This is a genomic window from Bradyrhizobium sp. CCBAU 45394 (genome assembly GCF_028128655.1).
Classification (GTDB): Bacteria; Pseudomonadota; Alphaproteobacteria; order Rhizobiales; family Xanthobacteraceae; genus Bradyrhizobium; species Bradyrhizobium diazoefficiens.
In genome coordinates, this window is sequence record NZ_LBIX01000172.1 from 338311 (window position 1) to 358157 (window position 19847).

Below are 19847 nucleotides of genomic sequence, written 5' to 3' on the forward strand. Positions count from 1 at the left end.
GGCGCACCGCCGCTCTCGCCGCATTGCGGGTCATACGGAAACGGCTTTGAGCGAGTTTCTCCAGCATCTGGTCAACATGCTTGTGCTCGGCGGCACCTATGCGCTGCTCGGGATCGGGCTGACGTTGATCTTCGGCATCATGAACGTCGTGAATTTCACGCACGGCGTGCTCTACACGTTCGGCGCCTACATCATGTTTATCGTGGTGCAGCAGCTCGGGCTGAACTTCTTCCTTGCGCTGCCCGTCGCCGTGCTGGCCGGATGGCTGTTGGGGGCAGCTATCGAGCTGACATTGCTGCGGCCCCTGCGCGGCTCCGACATCGACACCACGATGCTGGTCATGATCGGAGCCTGGATCGCGATGCAGTCGGGCACGCTGTGGATCTGGGGCGGGGTCGCCAAATCGGTGGCGACGCCGTTTCCCGAGGCGCCCCTGGTGCTCGGACCTGTCTCCGTGTCCTGGCTGCGGCTGTTCGTGCTTGCCGCCGCGGCACTGCTGATCCTGGTGACGTATCTCCTGATCAACAGGACGAGCCTCGGCCGCGCGATGCGGGCGACGTTCCAGGACCACGACACGGCCTCGCTGATGGGCGTCAATGTCGACATGATCTACACCTCGACCTTCGCGATCGGCTCCAGCCTTGCCGCCGCGGCGGGGGCTCTGCTCGGCCCGGTCTACGTGATCTTCCCGCAAATGGGGGATCTTGCCGCCGTCAAGGCCTTCGCCATCGTCATCCTCGGCGGTCTCGGCAACATCACGGGTGCGGTGATCGGCGGCTTCATCCTGGCGCTCGCCGAGGAGCTCGGCGCGGGCTACGTCTCATCAGGCTATCGCGACGCGATGGGCTTCGTGATCATCATCGCGGTTCTCATCTTCAAGCCGACCGGCCTGTTCGCGCGCGCGGAGCGCGTCGGATGAGAATAGCCCTCACCATTCTCGCCGTCGCGGCCCTTGCCTCGGTGCCGCTCTGGCTGCGCGATCCCTATCTCCTCAACGCGCTGATCACGACCGGAATCTTCGTCATCGGCGCGATGAGCCTCAATCTCCTGCTCGGCTTCACCGGGCAGCTCAGCCTCGGCCACATCGCCTTCTTCGGCATCGGCGCCTATGTCAGCGCGCTGACATCGCTCGGTTTCGACATCGGGCTGCCCGGAGACCTGCGCCTTGTTCACACGCCGTGGCCGCCCATTGTGGGCTTCGTGCTCGCGATCCTCATCGCCGGGCTGTGCGGTTATTTCGTCGGGCTGCTCTCGTTCCGCGTTCGCGGCGCCTATTTCGTCATTGTCACGATCTCCTTCGCCGAAGTCGTCCGGCTGGTCGCGTTGAACTGGGTCGAACTGACGCAAGGCCCGCTGGCGCTGACCAATATTCCCTCCATCGCACTGCCGTTGCCCGGCTTCGGTGAGCTGACGCTGCGCACCAAGATGCAGAACTACTATCTCGTGCTGGTCGTGGCTCTCACCGCCTATCTTCTGATCACGCGTCTCGTTCATTCCCATTTCGGCCGCGCCATGCGCGGATTGATGGAGAATGAGACGCTGGCGGTCTCCGTCGGCATCGACGTGACCAAGACGCTGACGCTGGCGGCGGTGATTTCCGCCGCGATCGCTGGCGCCGCCGGCAGCCTCTATGCGCACTATATCCGGATCATCGATCCTGAAGTGTTTGCCTTCATCAACACCGTCACCATGGTGATCATGGTCATCAGCGGCGGCAAGGGCTCGCTGGCGGGGCCCGTCGTCGGCGGCCTGATCTTCGGGCTGTTGCCGGTTGCGCTGCGTCCGATCATGGCGCCGGAGGCGCAATGGATCGCCTATGGCGGCGTGCTGATCGCCATCCTGTTCGTGCTGCCGCGCGGCATCGTGCCCTCGCTCGCGCAGCGATTTCGCAGGAGACGGAGCGGCACGACGGCACTGGCGCCGGTGGCCCTCGCCGAGACAGCTGTCAAGGAGCGGGCGTGATGACGGCACGCAGCGTTGCCATGACGATCGAGCAGGTCGCTGTCCGTTTCGGCGGGCTCGTCGCGATCTCCGACATGAGCTTCACCGTTGGCGAGGGCGAGATCGTCAGCCTGATCGGGCCGAACGGCGCCGGCAAGACCACCGCCTTCAACGTCATGACCGGTTTCCTGACGCCGAGCGCGGGCCGTGTCACCTATCAGGGCACGACGCTCACCGGATTGAAGCCGCACGAGATCGCCGATCTCGGCCTGATCCGCACCTTCCAGCGCACCAGCGTGTTTCCCAATGACACCGTCTACGACAATCTCCTGATCGGCCTGCATCGTCAGGGCCGGGTCCGGCTGCTCGACGCCATCCTCGGGCTGCCGGGCGCGCGCGCCTCGGAGCGCAGGCTGCGGCAGCGGGCAAGCGAGCTGATCGAATGGGTCGGTCTCGAACGCCGTGCCCACGATGCGGCCGGCTCGCTCTCCTACGGCGAGCAGCGCCTGGTCGGCGTTGCGCTGGCGCTCGCGGCGGAACCCTCGATGCTGCTGCTCGACGAACCCGTCTCGGGCATGAATGCCTCGGAAACCCACCGGTTCGTCGAGCTCATTCGCGACATCCGCGGTCGCGGCATCACGATCCTTCTGGTCGAGCACGACATGCCTATGGTGATGACCGTCTCGGACCGCATCGTGGTGCTCAACTACGGCCGCATCATCGCCGAGGGGACGCCGGACGTGATCCGCAACGATCCCGCCGTGATCGAGGCCTATCTCGGACATGGAGCGGCGCGTGCTTGAGATCCGCGACATGGTGTGCGGCTATGGCGGCGTCACCGCGCTGCGCGGCATTTCGCTCGACGTGAAGGCCGGGCAACTGGTGGCGCTGATCGGGGCCAACGGCGCCGGCAAGAGCACGACGCTGCGCGCGATTTCCGGCCTCGTGCCGCCGCGCGCAGGCCAAATGCGGTTCGAGGGCATCGACATCACCGGGGCGAGGCCCCCGCGCGTGCTGGCGAGCGGGATCGCGCATTGTCCGGAAGGGCGGCGCGTGTTTCCGCACATGAGCGTCGAGGAAAACCTCGACATGGGGGCTTACCTCCGTCGTGGTTCAGGCGAGATCGCGGCCGATCGCGATCGCATCTATACGGAATTTCCGCGGCTCGCCGAGCGGCGCCGGCAGGCGGCGGGCACGCTGTCCGGTGGCGAGCAGCAGATGCTCGCGATCGGGCGTGCGCTGATGTCGCGGCCGCGGCTGATCATGTTCGACGAGCCTTCGCTCGGCCTTGCCCCCAACATCGTCGAGCGCACCTTTGCGATCATCCGTGGCATTCGCGATGCCGGCACCACGGTACTGCTGGTCGAGCAGAACGCGTTCGCCGCGCTCGAGATGTGCGACCACGCCTATCTGCTCGAGAACGGCCGCATCGTTCTGTCCGGAGCCGGCACCGAGCTGATCGAGAACGAGCATGTGCGGAAGGCCTATCTCGGTGGTTGATCCGGTTGTCCGTTCGGACGAGCCCGGATGGATTCCGGTCTGTGACCTCGGTCGCCTGAAGGCAGAGACGATCGTCCGCGTTGCCGGGCGCGATATGCTTGTGATCTGGAGCGAGGGCGATGTCGTCGCGTGCGACCGTGCCTGCCCCCACGAACAGGCCGATCTTGGTCTTGGACAGGTGACAGCGGGGCGGCTGCAGTGCCCGCGCCATGCCGCATCATTCGATTTGCGCGACGGGGCGATTACAGCGGGCTGGCCAAGTCCGCCATTGCGGCTCTATCCGGTCAAGGTCACGGGAGAGCAAATCTGGGTTGAAGAGCCTGAGCGGCGATCGGGGCGATGATGGCATCATGCCCCTGTTTTGCCCGACGAGTCAAAACGATCCGCGTCGTAGATTTTGCCTTTGGAAACAACGGCGTTCTACTGTGCATGGGGTTGTTTTCGCGTTTTTAGTCCAGCAACCGGCGTGCAGCCTCCACCAGAGCGCCGTCCGGCCGACGCAGCGCCTCGAGGATGGTGAAATGGTCGGCGCCTGCGACCGGAATGAGCTTGCCGGGCGCCTGCGCGGCCGCTCGCTTCTCATGAAGGTTGATTGAATCCAGCACCAGGGCGGGGAGTTCGTTGCTGCCATAGGCGATGTCGAGCCGCTTCTGTGTCACGGGGAGGCGAAGCGGCGAGAGCTTGGCGATTTCTTCGTCCGTCAGCTTCAGCGCGCTGTTGAGGCCGGTATCGCGGATCGGCGCCAGATCGTAGACGCCTGATATCGCAAGCCCCGCATGGACGCGCGGATGGTCCAGCGCCATCGCCACGAGATGGGCGCCGGCGGACCAGCCCGACAGCACGATCGGCCCGCCGATGCCATAGGATGCGCCATGCGCGGCGAGCCAGTCGAGCGCGCGCGGGATTTCGGCGACGATGTCGGTGAGGGACACTTCAGGCGCCAGCGAATAGCCGGGAATCGCAACCGCCCAGCCATGTGCGGCAACGCCTTCGACCAGCATGGCGAAAAGCTCGCGCGAATTGCGCTGCCAATAGCCGCCGTGCACGAACACCAGGCAGGGCGCATCGGGCTTTGCGGCGGGGTAAAGATCGAGCTTGTTGTTCGCCCGCTCGCCGTAAGGCAAATCGAGATGGGACTTCAGCGTACCGCGCAGCCGGCTGGAAGCTTCGTTGCGCTCCGCGATCAGGGCAGGGCTGTTCTTGACCGCCGCATTGTTGTCATAGGCGGCGCTGCGTTCCGCCTGGGACAGTTCGGCCCATTTGCTGCGGGGATCGAACGGCCGATGTGTCGAGCTTGTGTTGTTGACCATGGAGTCTCCGAGCGGCCGGTCGTGGCAATGACCGGCGTCGCTCGCTCCTGTCTGCCACGAATCCCGCTCGAATTGCAGATCGCTCGTGCTCAGACGAGGGATGCGCCGTTCGCGGAACTTGTTTCAACTGGCTGTGGAGGGACGGGTCCGGGGCGGCAAAGCCGGCGACGGAAATTGACGCGCAAAGGCGCTCGTCTTCGGCTGAACACGCGATCCGTCGATCACCTCCAGCCGGCCGCAGCGGTTCAGGGTGTGCAGCTTTCGGCCGGGCCATGCGGGTCCCGGCTTCAGAGAGTGGCGGACGATCTGCTTGAATGTCGTGGGCGACAGTTCGATGACCTCCGCCAGGGCGAGCGCCGCGCCGTATCCGTCGGCACAATTCTGGACCGGGCGCCACAGTCTTTCGTTGATGGTGACGAAATTCCCGGCCGGTCGCGTACTCGCGCGATCGATCAGGACCGGGTTGCTGGCATGAGGCAGCCAGGGGCCGAGCAGGTGGTCGGCGTAGTAGATCGCAAGCGAATCCGAATAGCCGCCGGCCCCGTCGCGCCAGGCGCCAAACAGGTAGTTCAGGCCGTTGTGCCGCGTGATCGTCGCGTCGGCGAGCTCCAGGCCCGAAAGCAGCGTCGCATGCCGCTCCCATTGGTCCGGAAACCGAACGCATTTGTAGAGGGCGACGTCCCCGTTGATCGAGCTCTCCGGGATCATCCACAACTCGCCGTCGTCCTCGATCAGGAACGGATAGGACAGGTGCCAGGGCTCTTCCAGCACAGGCATGACGTCGCCGACTGGCCCGGTGTCACCGAACTCGATCGCTGAAATGATTCCCTTGCCGACCCGGTGATCGAGATCTTCAAAAAAGACGAACGTTCGTCCACGCCAGGTGACGGGAAAGGGATCGGCGTAGAAGTGGTTTCCGGGATCTCCCAGAACGTTCCAGCGGGGCCCGGAGAGATCTCCGGTCTGCCAGACGCCTGCGCCGTCATTGAAGCGCCATCCGATATGCCAATGCGGGGCGTAGCAGCAGAGGCGATAGATCTCCTTGGCGATCGAGACGGCGAGGCCGCGCACGACGTAGCCAACAGGTCCACGTCGGTTCGTGGCGCCGGCAGGACGCGACAGCTGTGGCAGAATGCGCGGCCGTCCCGACAGGATTGCCGCCACCATGGTCAGGGTTCGCGCCATGACCGTTTCGAGGGCGCCGCTCAGGCCGGCTGCAGTTTCTCCCGACGGGTGGCCGCGATCGAGGACGGCGCCGTCGATCTCGTTGACGATGTCGATCACCGGCATGTCGCCGGCAAGAATGGCGGAGAGCGCGGCGTTTTCTCCTGCCGCTCCGTTGAACAGCGGGCGCAGATACAGCGAAGCCGAGCAGTCCCGATCGCGCGCGCCGCCTGTGAAATCGACGATCACGTCGGCCGTGCCGGTGCGAGCCTGCGTCCGCTTGGGAATGATCTTCAGCCCGTCGGCACCGCCGGGTTTGCCCTCGTGCAACACCATGCGTTCGAGCGCGAACAGCGCGTCGAGACCCGCAGGCCGTGACTCCGCCGTCGCCGTCCAGGCGATCTGGACCGGAACGTCCCGCCCGTCGACCGACAGCGTCTCGCGGTGCATCCACCGCCGCGCATGCTCACGTTCACAGCGAAACTCGATGATCATGTCGAGCCAATCTATTCCAGCGGATCAGGTCAAATGACTTGGCCGAGAATTCGAACGTATTCCTCAACCATGGAGTCCACCGAATACCGCAACCTCAGGCCTTTGGCGTTTTGTCGCAGTTCGTCGCGCAGGGTTTGGTCGGTCAGGAGCTTCGAGACGGCGGCCGACAGCTTCGCATGATCGGAGGCATCCACGAACAGTGCTGTCGGTTTGCCTTCGAAGGACAGCACCTCGCGCAGGACGGGAAGATCGGTGACGACGGAGGGAACGCCGGCGTTTGCGGCTTCGACCGCGGCAAGGCCGAAAGTCTCGGCTTGTGTCGGAAATACGAACACGTCCAGGCAGGCGAGAAAGTCGGCCATCTGGCGCGGGGTGATTTCCCCGAGCAGATGCAGTCTGTCCGAGACTTTCAAATCATCCGCCAGCTGCCTTAGCCGAACCTCGTCGGCACCCTGGCCGGCCAGTGCGAGATGCCAGGACGGTTGATCCGGCAGCAGGCGTATCGCTGCATCGAGCCGCTTGTGCGGGTGCAGCCTGGCTGCGCAGCCAAGCAATATGCGGTCCGGCGGAAGATTGAACTTCTGTCGCGCAGCTTCCTTCGGCAGGGTGAGGGCCTTGTCGTCGAAGCCGTGCGGGACATGCACCATGCGCGACCGGTAGGCCGCAGGGTAGCGCGAATATTCGCGCTGCATGTCCAGCGAGTTCAGCGTGATGCGGTCGAAGAAGCCGAGGCTGCCCATGACGATGTCGGCCGTGCGGATCGGCCAGCTCATCGACAGTGCGGACGACACCTGATTGGCGATGACGGGCGCGCGGCAGACGAGGCGAGACACGCCCGCGCCGATGACGTTGCCGAAATGCTGAAAGGTCAGAACGGCGTCGGGCCTGGTGGTCCTGATATGACGGCCGAGCGTCCACAGCATTTGCAGCAGGGCCAGTGGATGTCCCGGCCGGCGCGATGCGCAGTAGAGCGTATCGGGCGGCTCGTCGAATGAATCCGATTTGCGGAAGAAGAACAGATTGGTGACCCGATAGCCGCGCGCGGTCAGGCCGGCGCCGAGTAGCCTGGAAATCTCCTGGGCGCCCGCATTCTCGGCTTGCGTCTGGACGAGAAGCACGTGCGGCTTTCGTCGGCCGCTGCCCCGACTTGCGAGTGCTGCCGCGGTCGACGGCAGCTTCGGTGCCTCGCCCAGTTCTGCGCCTGGCTGGTAATGCAGCACGGATCCCGACCCGCTAATGAAACGTTCACCTTCTTAACGCCGTACCTATCATGCGAGCGTCGCGCGGACACCGGCTAGCAACAAACGGAGTTAATGCCCTGTCCGCCGGAACAGCATCGTTCACAGGAGAATGGCAGCGGTTTGCGGACGGAGCGAAGCGAGCGCGTTAACCAATTGTTCATCTTCGCGCGGAGGCGGGTAACCGCGGATTAACCATAGATATTTACGGTGGCGCAGGCCACTGAACAGTGCTTGCCAGTTGAATCCGAGTAAAGTCCATGACGTTCGGTCGCCGCGCAGACCCGACAAGTTCCGGATCGACCGGTGTCTCCGCGTCGTGGCAGACTCAAGATGCGTCGAACGGTGAGGCTGGCGGAGCCGCAGCCCGCCTTGGCGGTGTGCTCACCGCCGCAGGCGCGCTCTCCTTCATTCGGGACAATGCTCGCCGTATCCTGGCGCTCGCTCTTGCGATCTTCGCCCTCGGCGTCATCGTTCTGCTGGTGATCCCGGTTCGATTTGCGGCGACCGCGCTGGTCGTCGTCGATCCCCGCGAACAACGCGTGACCGCGGATCAGGACGTTCTGCCGGGCATAGGGCAGGATAGCGCCGCGCTGCAAAGCCTGGTCGAAGTGGCGAAGTCCGACGGCTTTCTCAAGCCGCTGATCGAGCAGCTCAAGATTCGGGATGACGAGGACATTTCCGGGGGACATACCGACCCCGCGCGCCTGCTCGAGAGGTTCCGCAACCGTCTCGACATTTCCCGCCGCGGGCTCACTTACGTCATCGCCATCCGCTTCACGTCGAACCGGCCGGAGCGGGCGGCCTATTATGCGAACGCGATAGCCGAGGCGTTCGTCGCGAGCCAGAGTCGCAACCGCACCGATGCGACCGACGAGGCGGCCGACTGGCTCAGTGGCCGGCTCAAGACATTGAACGACCGGTTGAGGGCGTCAGAGGACGCCGTGGCCACGTTCAAGCTCGAGCACAGGATCGTCAACGCCGGCAAGGATTCCACGACCCAGCAATTGCGCGTGACCGAGCTGTCGCAGCAGGTCGCCGCCGCGCGCGCCCGGGCCGAAGAGGCCAAAGCCCGCTACGAGCAGGCGCAGCGCGACGTCAAGGCGAATGTCGAGGGTCCGGCCAAGCAGGATCTCCTGAGCGCGCTGCGCGCGCAGCGGTCGGCGCTCAATGATCAAATCGCGCAGAAGCGCGCGGTGTTCGGCGATCGCCATCCCGACCTCGTCATGTCCTACAGCCAGCTGAACGATCTCAACAGGCAGATCGAGGTCGAGCGGGCCAAGAGCATCGACACCGCAAAGTCGGAGTACGAGGCCCAGCGCGAACAGCAGAAGGCCCTCGAAGGCCAGATGAAGGCGGCTGAATCGCAGCTCCTGGTCGACGGTCAGGCTCTGGTCAGGCTCCAGGAGTTGCAGCGCGACGCCGAGGCGAACAGAAACATCTACGAACAATTCCTGTCGCGCTCGAAGACGACGAACGAGCAGCGTCTCCTGCAGAGCTCCCAGACCAAGATTGCGTCGTCCGCCATTCCGCCGCTTCGCTCGACCCTTCCGCCGCTGCCCTTGCTGCTTGCCGCGCTCGCGATCGGCTCGCTGCTGACATCGACGGCGGTCGTTGCCGCTACGGGACGCCGATCGGACAAGCCCGTCGAAGACGTTCGTGCCCCCGATCCGGCTCCGCGCCAGCCCGCGTCGTGGCCACGCCCGCCCGTGTGGGCCCGCATTCCCGACTTGCTGCCGGGCGATGTGCCCCGAAACATCTGGCAAGGTCCGGTCTCAGCGACGGCTGCGCTCGATCTCAGTCCACATTTGCGCCCGCTGCTCGACCGGCTGGAGAAATTGCCGGGAGCCCGGGGCAAGGTCGCGCTCGTGATGTCGGTCGGCAAGCGGGCCGGCGGCAACACCGTCGCGCGGTCGCTGAACCGGTGGGCGGTGAACAAGGGGAAGTTGAGCGTCCTGATCCGGGTCGAGCCGGACCTCGGTGGTGCCGCGGTTAGCCTCGTCAAGGAGCAGGCGGACGGCATGACCACGGCGGACTTTCGCAGCGTCGACGCGCTTCTGGGCGCCGGCAAGCGGCCCGAGGCGTCGCCCGCGGATGACATTCGTTCGGAGTTCGATCTGATCGTCGTCCACGCCACCTCGCTGGCCTTGCAGCCGGAGGCGGCGGCGCTCGCCGCTCACGCTGATCTGGTCGTCCTGGTCGCTTGCGAAGACGCGGTCGATTCCGCTGCAATGCGCAGGGCAATGGCGGCGCTGTCCCGCTTTGGCAGCGTGCCGACCGGGCTCGTCATCAATCGTGTCCCGCCCGATCCGTCGGCGGCGCGTCGTCGGGGCGAAGTGTTGGGCCTGGCCGGTTGATCGACGCCTAATCGCCGGAGTCGGCACCGCGGACCGCAAAGGCGCCGCGTTTCGATGCCGAGAAGCGCAGAAGCACGAGAATTGAAGGGTCGACTCCGGTTCGCCGGCGACAGAGGATGTTGAGCGCGATGGTCGCGAACGCCAACGACACGGTCGCCGAGATCGCCGCGCCAAGCACGCCGAGCCAGGGAATCAGGACGAGAAATCCGACCAGCCGCAGTGCGACGTTCGCCGCGACGACGGGGACATAGATGCGCTCATGGCCGGTCAGCTGCAGGATCGCCGCGGATGGACCGCCCGCCGCCTGGAAAGCCGTGCCGATCGCGAGCACGATCAGGACCCAGTGCTGTGCGGCGAAATGAGGCCCGAACAGGTTGAGAAGATGGGGGCCGCCGATCCAGATCAGGAGAAGTCCGCTGGCCACGCAAAGTGCGGTCACTTCCGCCATGAGCCGCAACGTTCGCCCGAACTCCTGGTGGTTCTTGCTGAAGTACAGCGAAGGAAGCCGGCGCGCCCCGAAACTGTACAGCGCCGCCGACAGCATGGCGAAGATGTTGGCCAGGCGCGAGGCGGCGAAATAGATTCCAGCGGTCGCCGGATCCAGCATCCAGTAGACCAGGATGACGTCGAAATACTGGTTGGCCGCTTCCAGGATGGACGCGACCCAGAAATGAAGCGCGCTGGCTCTCCAGCGAGAGGTCTCGTAACGCGCCGCTGTGCTGCGCAAGTCCGGCAGGGCTCGCGCAATGGCAACGACCTGCGCGACAAGGCCCACCGACATGGCGATCGTCATCACGGCGAACAACTCGGCGGGATCGAGCTGCCGATGGCCGAACAACATGGCAAGCAGAAACAGGACGACGATGACCCGCCAGAAGAGCTCCCGGTTTCCTTCGCCCATGAGAATGCTGACCAGCGAGCGGGCGATCTGGCTGCCGAGCATCAGTCCGGCATTCACCGCCGTGTAGGCCGAGAGAGCAAGGATCAGCAGCCACCAATCGCCCCTCAAGCTCGCGGCCAACGCGACCGCGGCGATCGCGATCAGCATCGCGACGGAGGTCATCTTGAAGCTCGACAGGAGGACCCCTTTGGTGAGGTCGGGCCTGTCTTCGACCTGATACTCGTTCAAAAATCGCACCAGAAGCGACTCCTGGCCGACCAGCCCCACGACCGCTGCGATCTGGGCAACGGAAAGCCAGGTCGCAAAGATGCCGAATCCATCAGGCGACATCGTTCGCGCCGCCAGCGAGAACAACGCAAACGCAAGCGCGCCGCTGCCAACCTTGAGGAGGATGGTCCCGACAACACCGCGCGTCACGTCGCGCCGCAGGAACTGGACGATGGATTCGATCATGGACGTTGAGGGACGACTTTCCCCTGGAGATACGCGCTGCGATGGCGGTGACAGCCTAGCATGGTGAAAAACCGCGAGTGTTAATGGGGCCTCTGGAGTCCTGTTGGTTGCGGCCGATGTCGGCGAAACATCCGCTGCGTCACGGTGGGACACCTTCGTTCCGGCTGTCCCAGTTAGAGCGCAGGCCGGCTTCGTCGAAAAGCGACGTGATGTCGCTCTGACGAGAAGCAGCCATGCGTTCCGCCGTGGCGTCGCCGAACACCGGTTCTTGTCGAACATCCCGAGCAAGACGCGTGCCGAAACATCGTCCGGCCAGATCGAGTCTTCGGTTCGTTAACCTCGATCGACGGAAATGATCGCGTTCGGTCCTGCGATGCGACATCAGGCGGGATAATTGCACATGGAACCACCGTTAACCGTGGGAGCCTGGACCATGACGGCGGATAGCACCGTGACTGAGCCGATCGCCGCAGCTGCGACCACGACGATCGTTGCGGACGTCGCGATTGTCGGAGGTGGCCTTGCAGGTTCGCTCGCGGCTGCTGTCCTTGCGCGGGCAGGGCATCGCGTCGCGCTGGTGGACAAGCGCGCGGTCTATCCGGACGAGTTTCGGGTCGAGAAGATCGGAGGCCCGCAGCTGGAGATGTTCCGCAGGCTGGGCTTCATCCGCGGCCTCGCGAGCGTCGCTTGTCCATACGATCAGGTGCTCAATGTCAGGGAAGGCAAGGTGGTCGATGTCAGCGTCGGCCAGGCTTACGGGCTTCCCTATGCCGGTCTCGTTGCCATGGCGCGCGGCCAGATACCCGGTCCGTCCAGCCTCATCGTCGACGAGGTCACCGCAGTCACCTGTAGCGACGACGTCCAGCATCTGGAGCTTGCCTCCGGGCGCCGCCTCAATGCGCGTCTTGTCGTTCTGGCGACGGGCATGGCCGGAGCCCTCGGCTACAAGCTGGGCATCAGGCGGCGCGTGCTGGCCGCAGGCCACTCGGTCTCGTTCGGCTTCACGATCGCGCGCCGGGACGGCACGCCGTTCGATTTCAAGGCGCTGACCTGTTACGGCGAGCGCACCTCCGACGGCGTCGATTATCTCAGCCTGTTTCCGGTACCCGCCGGCATGCGGGCCAATCTCTTCATGTTCCGCGACCCGACCGATCCGGTCATGCGTGATCTGCGGCGCGACACGGAAGCGACAGTCCTGCGGCTGCTGCCGGGATTGCAGCCCTATCTCGGCGATTTTCGCGTGACGGATCGGGTACAGAACTGGGTGATGGATCTGTCCGTCGCCGAAGGACATCTCCAGCCCGGCGTCGTGCTGATCGGCGATGCGTTTCAGACCAACTGTCCCGCCGCCGGAACGGGCGTCGCCCGCCTGCTGGTGGACGTCGAGCGTCTCTGCACCGAATATGCACCGCGGTGGCTTGCGACCGAAGGCATGGGCAAGGAGAAGATATCGGAGTTCTATTCCGATCGCGACAAGATCGCCGCGGACCAGCAGTCACTGAAGATGGCGCGCTTTCGCCAGGCGCTGACGTCCCGCAACGATATCAGCTGGGACGTGCGGCGACGGTTGCACTTCCTGCGGCGAAGCATCACCCATCGGGTCGATCAGATGCGGCCGGGCTGGCTCGCGCAGGTCCGCAGCGTGCTGCGCGCCTGAGGGCCGCGGCCCTCCAGGGCCTCACGCCGGTCACTGCGTGGGCGTCGAGGTACGGGTCGGCGAGAGCCTGAACTCCGAAATTCGCTTGGCGGCAAGTTTGAGCCAGGGCGCCTGCTCCAGTGCGAACAGGGATATCGCGCCTGTGGTGCTGCCGGCCTGCGTGACCGCCCACATCGGCGAGGCCTGCGCGCCGAACGATTTCTTGTATGGCTCGTCACCAATGGTGAAGTCGAGCATCTGATCCCCTCGCTCGATACAGTCCTTCGCCACCTGCTCGAACATCAGGGCACCCAGGGACTGGCTCTTGTATCCGGCGATGTCGAAGGCACTCATGATGACGAGGAAGCTGTCGCGCTGCTGCAGCCCGAGCACGGCGGCGATCACCTCGCCATCCATCTTCATGGCATAGAGCCGCGCAAGGGAACCGAGACCACGGACCGCGACGTCGGAATAGAAGTCGTAATATTCGGGGCGCTGGAGCAGGTCTCCGTCGCCCTGCGACTGGAACCGCGGACCGCGAAATTTCCTCATTACGTCCAGCGCCTCGAGGACGGCGGCACCGTCGCTGCAGCACGAGAAGCTCAGCGCGCCCTTCTTCTGGAGCTGCCGATACTTCTTTGCGAGCTCCTTCTGATAGGAACGATCCATCGCACTGGCCCGCCATTGCTCGAATGGGGCGACGAGAACGGTCGCGTAGGCACTGGTGTCCATCGCGACGCGGCGGGGCGCGGCCAGAAGGTTCTCGATCGGCAGCCGCCCGTCCGGCAGCTTGGTCATGCGGAGCAGGTCGAAAGGGCGAACGAGGCGGCGAATCCCGGCGCATGCCTCCGCATCCCCAAGCAGTTCGGAAAACACCGTCGGACTGCAAACCGGCGCCAGATAGTCGGAGACGCGGAGATCTGCGAATTCGACGGTCCGTATCGGACCGCGCCGGATCCGGAGCAGGGGCAGCACCATCGCAAGGGCGCGCGTCGCGCGGTAGCGAACCACGACAACCAGAGGGGTTGCTCCCGCATGAGACGCGAGCCTGCTGTAGAGGCTGTGCAGCCAGAGCGGATGCTGGAACGCGGTGGCGGCCGAGTGGTCGAACAGCTCTGCATAGTCCGCCGACAGGAAGTCGAATGCCGGCTCGACGGCGATATCGAACGTGTTGCCGGGCGTGTTCATGCGTAACCAGGGAGGCCAGGGAATTCGGGAGTGCTCGATCGAGCTGAGGGCTTATAGCAGGGGAGTGACGGTCGAGATACCGAGGTGGTACGATTTGCATCAAATGGACTGAGCCGGGTTCGTATCGTTACCGAAGTCTTAAGGTTTCGCGTCTGCGGAGGCTGCGATGTGGAGACCTGGCCGCGCTAGCAAATAATTAACCGCGTTTAAGGAAGGTCAATCATGGCCAGCCTACAGACCGAGGTGGACTCCGGGGCTCCCGGGAGCGCGATCTGGAAGACGCGCAGCGTTGGCGTTGAGAAGATTGCCAGGGCCGCGATTGGCTGTTCGATCACCATCAACGTCGTCGCGTCGATGGGTACCTTCAACACCGGGCTGTTGCCGGCGGAGCTGACCTATCTGCAGCAGGCTGTCGCGGTCCTGATGTGGGGCGTCCTGATCTACGCCAGCGCATTCGTGCGTCCGCGGCTGCGTTTGCAGTTCAATCCCGATCTGATCGTTCTGGTCGCATTCTACGCCTTCGCCGTCATCTCCGTGTTCTGGACCAGCCTGAATGCTGCCGCGATCATGAAGAGCCTGGCGCTCGCGATGACGACCTTCGGTGCCTTCTGTCTCATCACGCGCATCGACATGGACGAGGTTGTCAGGGCCACGGCGTTGGGCCTTTTCATATTGGTCGCCGCGTCGGCCTTCGTTGCGCTCGCCGTACCCGATATCGGGATAGACCACAGCTGGATGCATAACGGTCAATGGCAAGGCGTCTATGAATCGAAGCAGACCCTCGGTTTCGTCGGCGCGTATCTGATGTTCTTCGCCTGCTATCTGAAGATGAAGGGGCAAGGGTGGCCGGCCTTCCTTCTGACCTTCCTTCTGGCGTCCACATGTGTCCTCGCGTCGGAATCGCGGGGCGCCGGTGCCGTTGCCCTGGCCGCATGCGCATTGCTGTTGACCTCGATGTGGTCGGTCATCTGCATGAGACTCTATGCGGTCCTGCCGTTCGTCATGTGTTTGCTGGCCGGCGCGCTGATCTTCTATTTTTACGCGACGGGGTATGACGCGATCCATGTCGGCGACGCGTCCGTCGATTTGACCGAGCGGACGTTCATCTGGCATTACGCCATCAGCCATTTCGATGACGCGCCGCTGCTCGGCTTCGGGATCAACGGCTTCTGGACCATCCCGTCGATATACGACTATTTCGAGCAGAACCATGGCTGGGTGCTCGACAATTATCACAGCGGCTATATCGCGATCCTGATGGAGTCGGGGTTTCTCGGCTACACGCTTTTCGCCGCGAGCGTCCTGCTGTTTTCGAACAAGGTTCTTCATCTGATTTCGGCCCGCGCGATCGACCGGTCGCACTGCGCGCTGATCATCGGATTTGTCGTTCTCAGCTTTCAGACCAATTTTACCGAGACGACGTTCCTTCGTTCGACGATGTTCACGTCGGTGCTGCTGGTGGCGTTCTTCTTCGCGACGTGCAGGCCTGTGCCGCAGACCGATCTCTAGTCTCAACGAATGGAAGCAAGATGAGAGCCATCCGCGCTCGCTGGACGAGAAGCTTCAATCTTGCGGCAACGGTATTTTTCCTCGCGTCGTCTTGCTTCCATGCCCATGGGGCCGGGCAGGCTTCCCGTGACCTGCCGAAATTGGGGCGCGGCATCAATATTCTCGGCTATGACGGGATCTGGGAAGGCGGCCGGAACGCGCCGTTCCGCCTGGACAATCTGACGGCAATCAGGAAGGCCGGATTTTCGCACGTCAGGATCAATTTCTTCGGCTTCAAGTTCATGGGTCCGGGGAACGTGCTGGACGAGATCGTTCTGAGGCGGCTCGATGCCGTCATCGAGGACGTCCTTGCAAGGAACCTCATTCCGATCGTTGACGAGCACGACACCCATATCTGCCAACGCGACGTTTCCGAATGCGGCGAGAAGCTCAGGGCATTCTGGCGGCAGATCGCCGAGCGCTATGCCGGAAAATACCCCGCGCTGGTCTTCGAGGTCCTGAACGAGCCTGGCGGGCAAATGACGTCCGCCGACTGGAATTCACTCCTCAACGAATGTCTTGAAATCATCCGCCGCACCAATCCGGCGCGGCCGGTCATTGCCGCGGTTCTCAACACGGACGACATCCCCGTCGACGACCTGGCTCTGCCGGCCGACGACAGGAACCTGATCGTCACGTTTCACTATTACGCGCCGATACGATTCACGCATCAGGGCGCACCGTGGTCCCCGACGTTTTCGCGGATCGGGCCGCTGGATTGGGGCAGTCCCGACGACGAAGCCAAGGCTGCTGCTGACTTCGGGAAGATGAATCTCTGGGCGGAGAAGGAGAAGCGCCCCGTCTATCTCGGCGAATTCGGGGTGTACGAGCGCGCGCCATCCGACAGCCGCGCGAGATATTTGTCGTTCATGGCGAGAAGCGCCGACAGGCTTGGCTGGTCATGGGCCTATTGGCAATTCGACCATGATTTCGCGGCCTTCGACAGCGCGCGTCAGGCCTGGAAGCCGGACGTCCTGCGTGCGCTGATCCCGCCGCAGCGTTGAAGCTCGCAATCGCCTAGCGTGGCGCGTCACCAGTCGATCAAAACCATGTGGCGATCTCCCGGAGGCGTCGATACGCCGTCTCGCGCGCGGTGAGGATCGGGTCCGCCGGGCCGGTGGTCGGCCCGATCGGCACGAAGCGCACGTCGCTGATGCCAATGAAGCGCAGCGCCTCGCGCAAATAGGGTGTCGCCATGTCGGTGCGGCCGCGGTTCATGCCGGTGACGAAGTCGCTGCCGCTGGCGAGGATGACGAGGGTTGGCCGGTCCTTGAGCAGCGGGAGGTATCCCGACGCCGGGTCGTACCGGAAGGTAAGCCCGGGCTGGACGATGATGTCGAACCACTGCTTGAGCTTGTAGGGGATGCCGAAATTCCACATCGGCGTCGAGATCAGCACGCGTTCGGCGAGCGACAAGCGCGTCGCCATGCGCTCGGCCTCGGCAAAGCTGTCGCGCTGGGCGTCGTCGAAGGCCTGGGCCTTCATCCGCGCATATTTGGCCTCGACAATCGGCCCCGCAAACTCCGGCATCCGCTCCCGCCAGAGATCCATGACGTCGATGTCCCAGTCGGGACGCGCCTTGTGAAATCCGTCAAGGAAGACGCGCGCGCCGGCGCTCGACTCCGAGTCGGGGCGCGGCGAGCAGGAGAGGTGCAGGAGCTTTGCCACCGCTCATCCCAGCGCTCTGATGACGGCATCCGCCCGCGTGACGATGGCGACGTTCTGCATGGCAAAATTGATCGAGGCCGAGTGCCAGTCGGCATTCATGGTCGAGCAGCAATCCTCCGGCACGATCATGAAATAGCCCTTGTCGGCGCCGGTGCGCGCGGTGTGCTCGACCGACATGTTGGTCCAGGCGCCGGTGTTGATGATCATGTCGCGGCCGGTGGCCTTCAGGATCGTCTCCAGCCGCGTGCCCTCCCAGGCACTCATCCGCATCTTCTCGACGACGAAATCGCCGGGCCGGGGCTCCAGGCCCGAGACCGGTGCCGCGCCCCAGCTGCCGCGTACCATCGCCTTGCTGTCGACCAGACCCTCGAACAGCGGCGCGTTCAGCGTCACGCCGGGGGCGCCGGGCTCGACCACGAACCAGACATGGATGATGGCGACGCCGCGCGCCCGCGCGGCCTCGGCAAGACGCCGGACATTCTCGACCACATGCTGCTGCTTCGCGTGAGCGGGCGCGCCTGACCCGTCGAACGCGCCGCCATCCATGATGACGTCGTTCTGAAGATCCTGGATGATCATGGCGCAGCGCTGCGGATCGAGCCGCATCTCGCCGTCGGTGAGGATGGGCGCTGCGGCCGCAGGGCTGGCGCTTGCGCCTGCGCCGCCGCGCCTGCCGCTCATATACGGCTCGTGGCGCGGTCCCGCCCTGGTCGGGATGGCATAGACCGAATGCGTCGAGGTCAGATAGAGCGTGCGGAAATCCGGCCCGCCCCAGGCGAGGTTGGCGACGAGCTCGGGCACACGTACCTTGCCGAGCAGCTCGCCGCGCGGCGAGTAGACCCAGACGCCGCCGGGTGCGGTGACCCAGACATTGCCGTGCTGGTCGCACTTCATGCCGTCGGGCAGGCCAGGCTCGAGCTCGGACTTGATGCCACTTGCGAACACCCGCGCATTCGAGAGCGTGCCGTCGGCATGGACGTCGAATACGCGGATCAGCGCCTGCACGGTGTCGTTGACATAGAGCAGCCGTTCGTCGGGCGAGAAGCACAGTCCGTTCGGCTGGTCGAACAGATTGCGATCGACGACGAGCTTCGGCTCGCCGCCGGGCATGACGCGATAGACGCCCTGGAACCCAAGCTGCCGCGGCCGCTCGACGCCATAGACCGGCATGCGGCCGTACCAGGGATCCGAGAAATAGATTCCGCCCGAGGAGTGCACGCAGACGTCGTTGGGACTGTTGAGCTCCTGGCCTCCGAAATGCGAGGCAAGCACCTCGCGCCGGCCGTCCGGCCGCTCGCGGATCAGCGACGAGGTGGCGTGCTCGCAGACGATCAGATTGAGCTCGGCGTCGTACGTCATGCCGTTGCATTTGTTCGACGGGCGCTTGACCTCGGCCACGCCGCGCCGTGCGTCCCAACGCCGCCGAACGTCGCCGGGCATGTCCGAGAACAGGAGGTAGTGATCGATCGGATGCCAGATCGGGCCCTCCGTGAAGTCAAAGCCCGTTCCGACCTGCGCGACCGGCGCATAGGGATCGATCAAGGTCTCGAACTCACTTCGCAAGGTGACATGCGTCATCGGTCGATCCTTCGAGCGCGTCAGGCCGGGAACCAGTTGCGCGGGGGCAGCGACTGCACGATCGGGCCGGGGACCTGGTCGTGCAGACGGCCGACGACCATGCCGCCTTCGATCTTGGCCGGCCTGTCGTGCACCGGCAGCAAATAGCGCGAATTGCTCAGCAGCTTCTTGATCGAGGCCTTCTCCGCCCGCTTGCTGGTGCCGTGGTTGCCGGTCGTCCGCGGCTCCCAGTCGTGAATCTCGTTGAACGGCGTGACGATCTGGTCGTTGAAATCGTAGATCACGTCCCCGCAGATGGTGGCGATCCCGTCGGCGGTCTCGACGATGATGTTCATGGAGCCCTCGGTGTGGGCGTTGGCGGCGTCGCAATAGACGCCGGGCATCAGCTCGATTGGCCCGGTGATCTCCAGATCGAGGAAGCGCAGCGCGCTCTCGGTGTGCAGGCGGTCGATCAGGTGCTTGATGTCGGGCGCCGGATATTGCGGATGCATCAGGCCGGAGACCGAATATTCCAGCTCCTTGCGGTTGAGGACGACGGTCGTGTTCATCGGAAACAGATCGTCCTTGCCGGCGTGGTCGATGTGCAGATGGGTGTGGCAGACAAAGCGCACGTCGCCCATGCGCACGCCATGGCGGGCAAGCTGGTTCTCGATCATGTGCTCGTGGTACTGCAGCCCGCGCATGCCCAGCGTCTCCATGATCTGGTTGGAGCGGTAGCCCGTGTCGACCACGACCGGATATTTGCCGCCGAGGATCAAAAAGCCGAGCGTGAGGACGCGGCGGGTGCGGCCGCAGTCGCGGCCGAGAACCAGAAAGCTCGATTCCAGCTCGATATCGCCATAGTCCAGGATCTTGATCTCCAGCGCCATC

Annotated in this window: 17 protein-coding genes; 9 read left to right on the forward strand and 8 right to left on the reverse strand. The window is 64.2% G+C overall.

Annotated features, from left to right (window positions below):
• Window positions 1–46: 46 nt before the first annotated feature.
• Genes WN73_RS31150 through WN73_RS31170 form a run of 5 tightly spaced genes read left to right on the forward strand, consistent with a single transcriptional unit; the run spans window position 47 to window position 3784 of the window.
• Window positions 47–919: a branched-chain amino acid ABC transporter permease gene (locus WN73_RS31150; protein ID WP_028172054.1), complete on the forward strand. Its 873-nt coding sequence runs from the start codon at window positions 47–49 to the stop codon at window positions 917–919.
• On the forward strand, window positions 916–1962 hold the full coding sequence (locus WN73_RS31155; RefSeq protein ID WP_271556066.1) for a branched-chain amino acid ABC transporter permease: 1047 nt from the start codon (window positions 916–918) through the stop codon (window positions 1960–1962). The genes WN73_RS31150 and WN73_RS31155 overlap by 4 nt, the downstream gene beginning before the upstream one ends.
• Window positions 1962–2744, forward strand: coding sequence for an ABC transporter ATP-binding protein (locus WN73_RS31160; RefSeq protein ID WP_161535597.1), 783 nt, complete (start codon window positions 1962–1964; stop codon window positions 2742–2744). Before WN73_RS31155 ends, WN73_RS31160 begins: the two co-directional genes overlap by 1 nt.
• Entirely contained in the window at window positions 2737–3441 is a 705-nt protein-coding gene (locus WN73_RS31165) for an ABC transporter ATP-binding protein (RefSeq protein WP_028172051.1), read from the forward strand. Before WN73_RS31160 ends, WN73_RS31165 begins: the two co-directional genes overlap by 8 nt.
• A complete protein-coding gene (locus WN73_RS31170) occupies window positions 3434–3784 on the forward strand; it encodes a Rieske (2Fe-2S) protein (RefSeq protein ID WP_231166675.1) in 351 nt (116 codons plus the stop codon). Before WN73_RS31165 ends, WN73_RS31170 begins: the two co-directional genes overlap by 8 nt.
• A 106-nt stretch (window positions 3785–3890) precedes the next feature.
• Here the strand turns inward: WN73_RS31170 and WN73_RS31175 are convergent, their stop codons facing one another.
• The 3 genes from WN73_RS31175 to WN73_RS31185 form a co-directional block, all read right to left on the reverse strand.
• Window positions 3891–4751, reverse strand: a complete 861-nt coding sequence (locus WN73_RS31175; protein WP_271556068.1) for an alpha/beta hydrolase — start codon at window positions 4749–4751, stop codon at window positions 3891–3893.
• Between the two features lie 123 nt (window positions 4752–4874).
• Window positions 4875–6410 carry a glucosamine inositolphosphorylceramide transferase family protein gene (locus tag WN73_RS31180; protein ID WP_028172049.1) on the reverse strand — a complete coding sequence of 512 codons (1536 nt, stop codon included), beginning with the start codon at window positions 6408–6410 and terminating at the stop codon, window positions 4875–4877.
• A gap of 29 nt (window positions 6411–6439) precedes the next feature.
• Window positions 6440–7630: a glycosyltransferase family 4 protein gene (locus WN73_RS31185; RefSeq protein WP_028172048.1), complete on the reverse strand. Its 1191-nt coding sequence runs from the start codon at window positions 7628–7630 to the stop codon at window positions 6440–6442.
• Window positions 7631–7908: 278 nt separating this feature from the next.
• Here WN73_RS31185 and WN73_RS31190 point away from each other — a divergent pair, with 278 nt between their 5' ends.
• The gene (locus WN73_RS31190; protein ID WP_271556071.1) at window positions 7909–10005 is read left to right on the forward strand and encodes a GumC family protein; all 2097 of its coding nucleotides are present in this window, start codon (window positions 7909–7911) and stop codon (window positions 10003–10005) included.
• A gap of 7 nt (window positions 10006–10012) precedes the next feature.
• Here the strand turns inward: WN73_RS31190 and WN73_RS31195 are convergent, their stop codons facing one another.
• Window positions 10013–11359 carry a lipopolysaccharide biosynthesis protein gene (locus WN73_RS31195; protein WP_028172046.1) on the reverse strand — a complete coding sequence of 449 codons (1347 nt, stop codon included), beginning with the start codon at window positions 11357–11359 and terminating at the stop codon, window positions 10013–10015.
• Window positions 11360–11792: 433 nt separating this feature from the next.
• Between WN73_RS31195 and WN73_RS31200 the strand changes: the two genes are divergently transcribed.
• Window positions 11793–13016 (forward strand): FAD-dependent oxidoreductase, encoded by a 1224-nt coding sequence (locus WN73_RS31200; protein ID WP_271556073.1) that lies wholly within the window; start codon window positions 11793–11795, stop codon window positions 13014–13016.
• Between the two features lie 30 nt (window positions 13017–13046).
• On the opposite strand, the gene WN73_RS31205 is transcribed toward WN73_RS31200, so the two are convergent.
• A complete protein-coding gene (locus WN73_RS31205; protein WP_271556075.1) occupies window positions 13047–14183 on the reverse strand; it encodes a GNAT family N-acetyltransferase in 1137 nt (378 codons plus the stop codon).
• A 222-nt stretch (window positions 14184–14405) separates the two neighbouring features.
• Between WN73_RS31205 and WN73_RS31210 the strand changes: the two genes are divergently transcribed.
• Window positions 14406–15692 (forward strand): O-antigen ligase family protein, encoded by a 1287-nt coding sequence (locus tag WN73_RS31210; protein ID WP_271556077.1) that lies wholly within the window; start codon window positions 14406–14408, stop codon window positions 15690–15692.
• Between the two features lie 20 nt (window positions 15693–15712).
• Window positions 15713–16735: a glycoside hydrolase family 5 protein gene (locus WN73_RS31215; RefSeq protein WP_271556079.1), complete on the forward strand. Its 1023-nt coding sequence runs from the start codon at window positions 15713–15715 to the stop codon at window positions 16733–16735.
• A gap of 37 nt (window positions 16736–16772) precedes the next feature.
• Here WN73_RS31215 and WN73_RS31220 read toward each other — a convergent pair whose 3' ends face one another.
• Genes WN73_RS31220 through WN73_RS31230 form a run of 3 tightly spaced genes read right to left on the reverse strand, consistent with a single transcriptional unit; the run spans window position 16773 to window position 19846 of the window.
• Window positions 16773–17399 carry an FMN-dependent NADH-azoreductase gene (locus WN73_RS31220; RefSeq protein ID WP_271556081.1) on the reverse strand — a complete coding sequence of 209 codons (627 nt, stop codon included), beginning with the start codon at window positions 17397–17399 and terminating at the stop codon, window positions 16773–16775.
• Between the two features lie 3 nt (window positions 17400–17402).
• Window positions 17403–18977: an isochorismatase family protein gene (locus tag WN73_RS31225; protein WP_271556083.1), complete on the reverse strand. Its 1575-nt coding sequence runs from the start codon at window positions 18975–18977 to the stop codon at window positions 17403–17405.
• A gap of 20 nt (window positions 18978–18997) precedes the next feature.
• Window positions 18998–19846, reverse strand: a complete 849-nt coding sequence (locus WN73_RS31230; RefSeq protein WP_271556085.1) for an N-acyl homoserine lactonase family protein — start codon at window positions 19844–19846, stop codon at window positions 18998–19000.
• Window position 19847 lies beyond the last annotated feature (1 nt).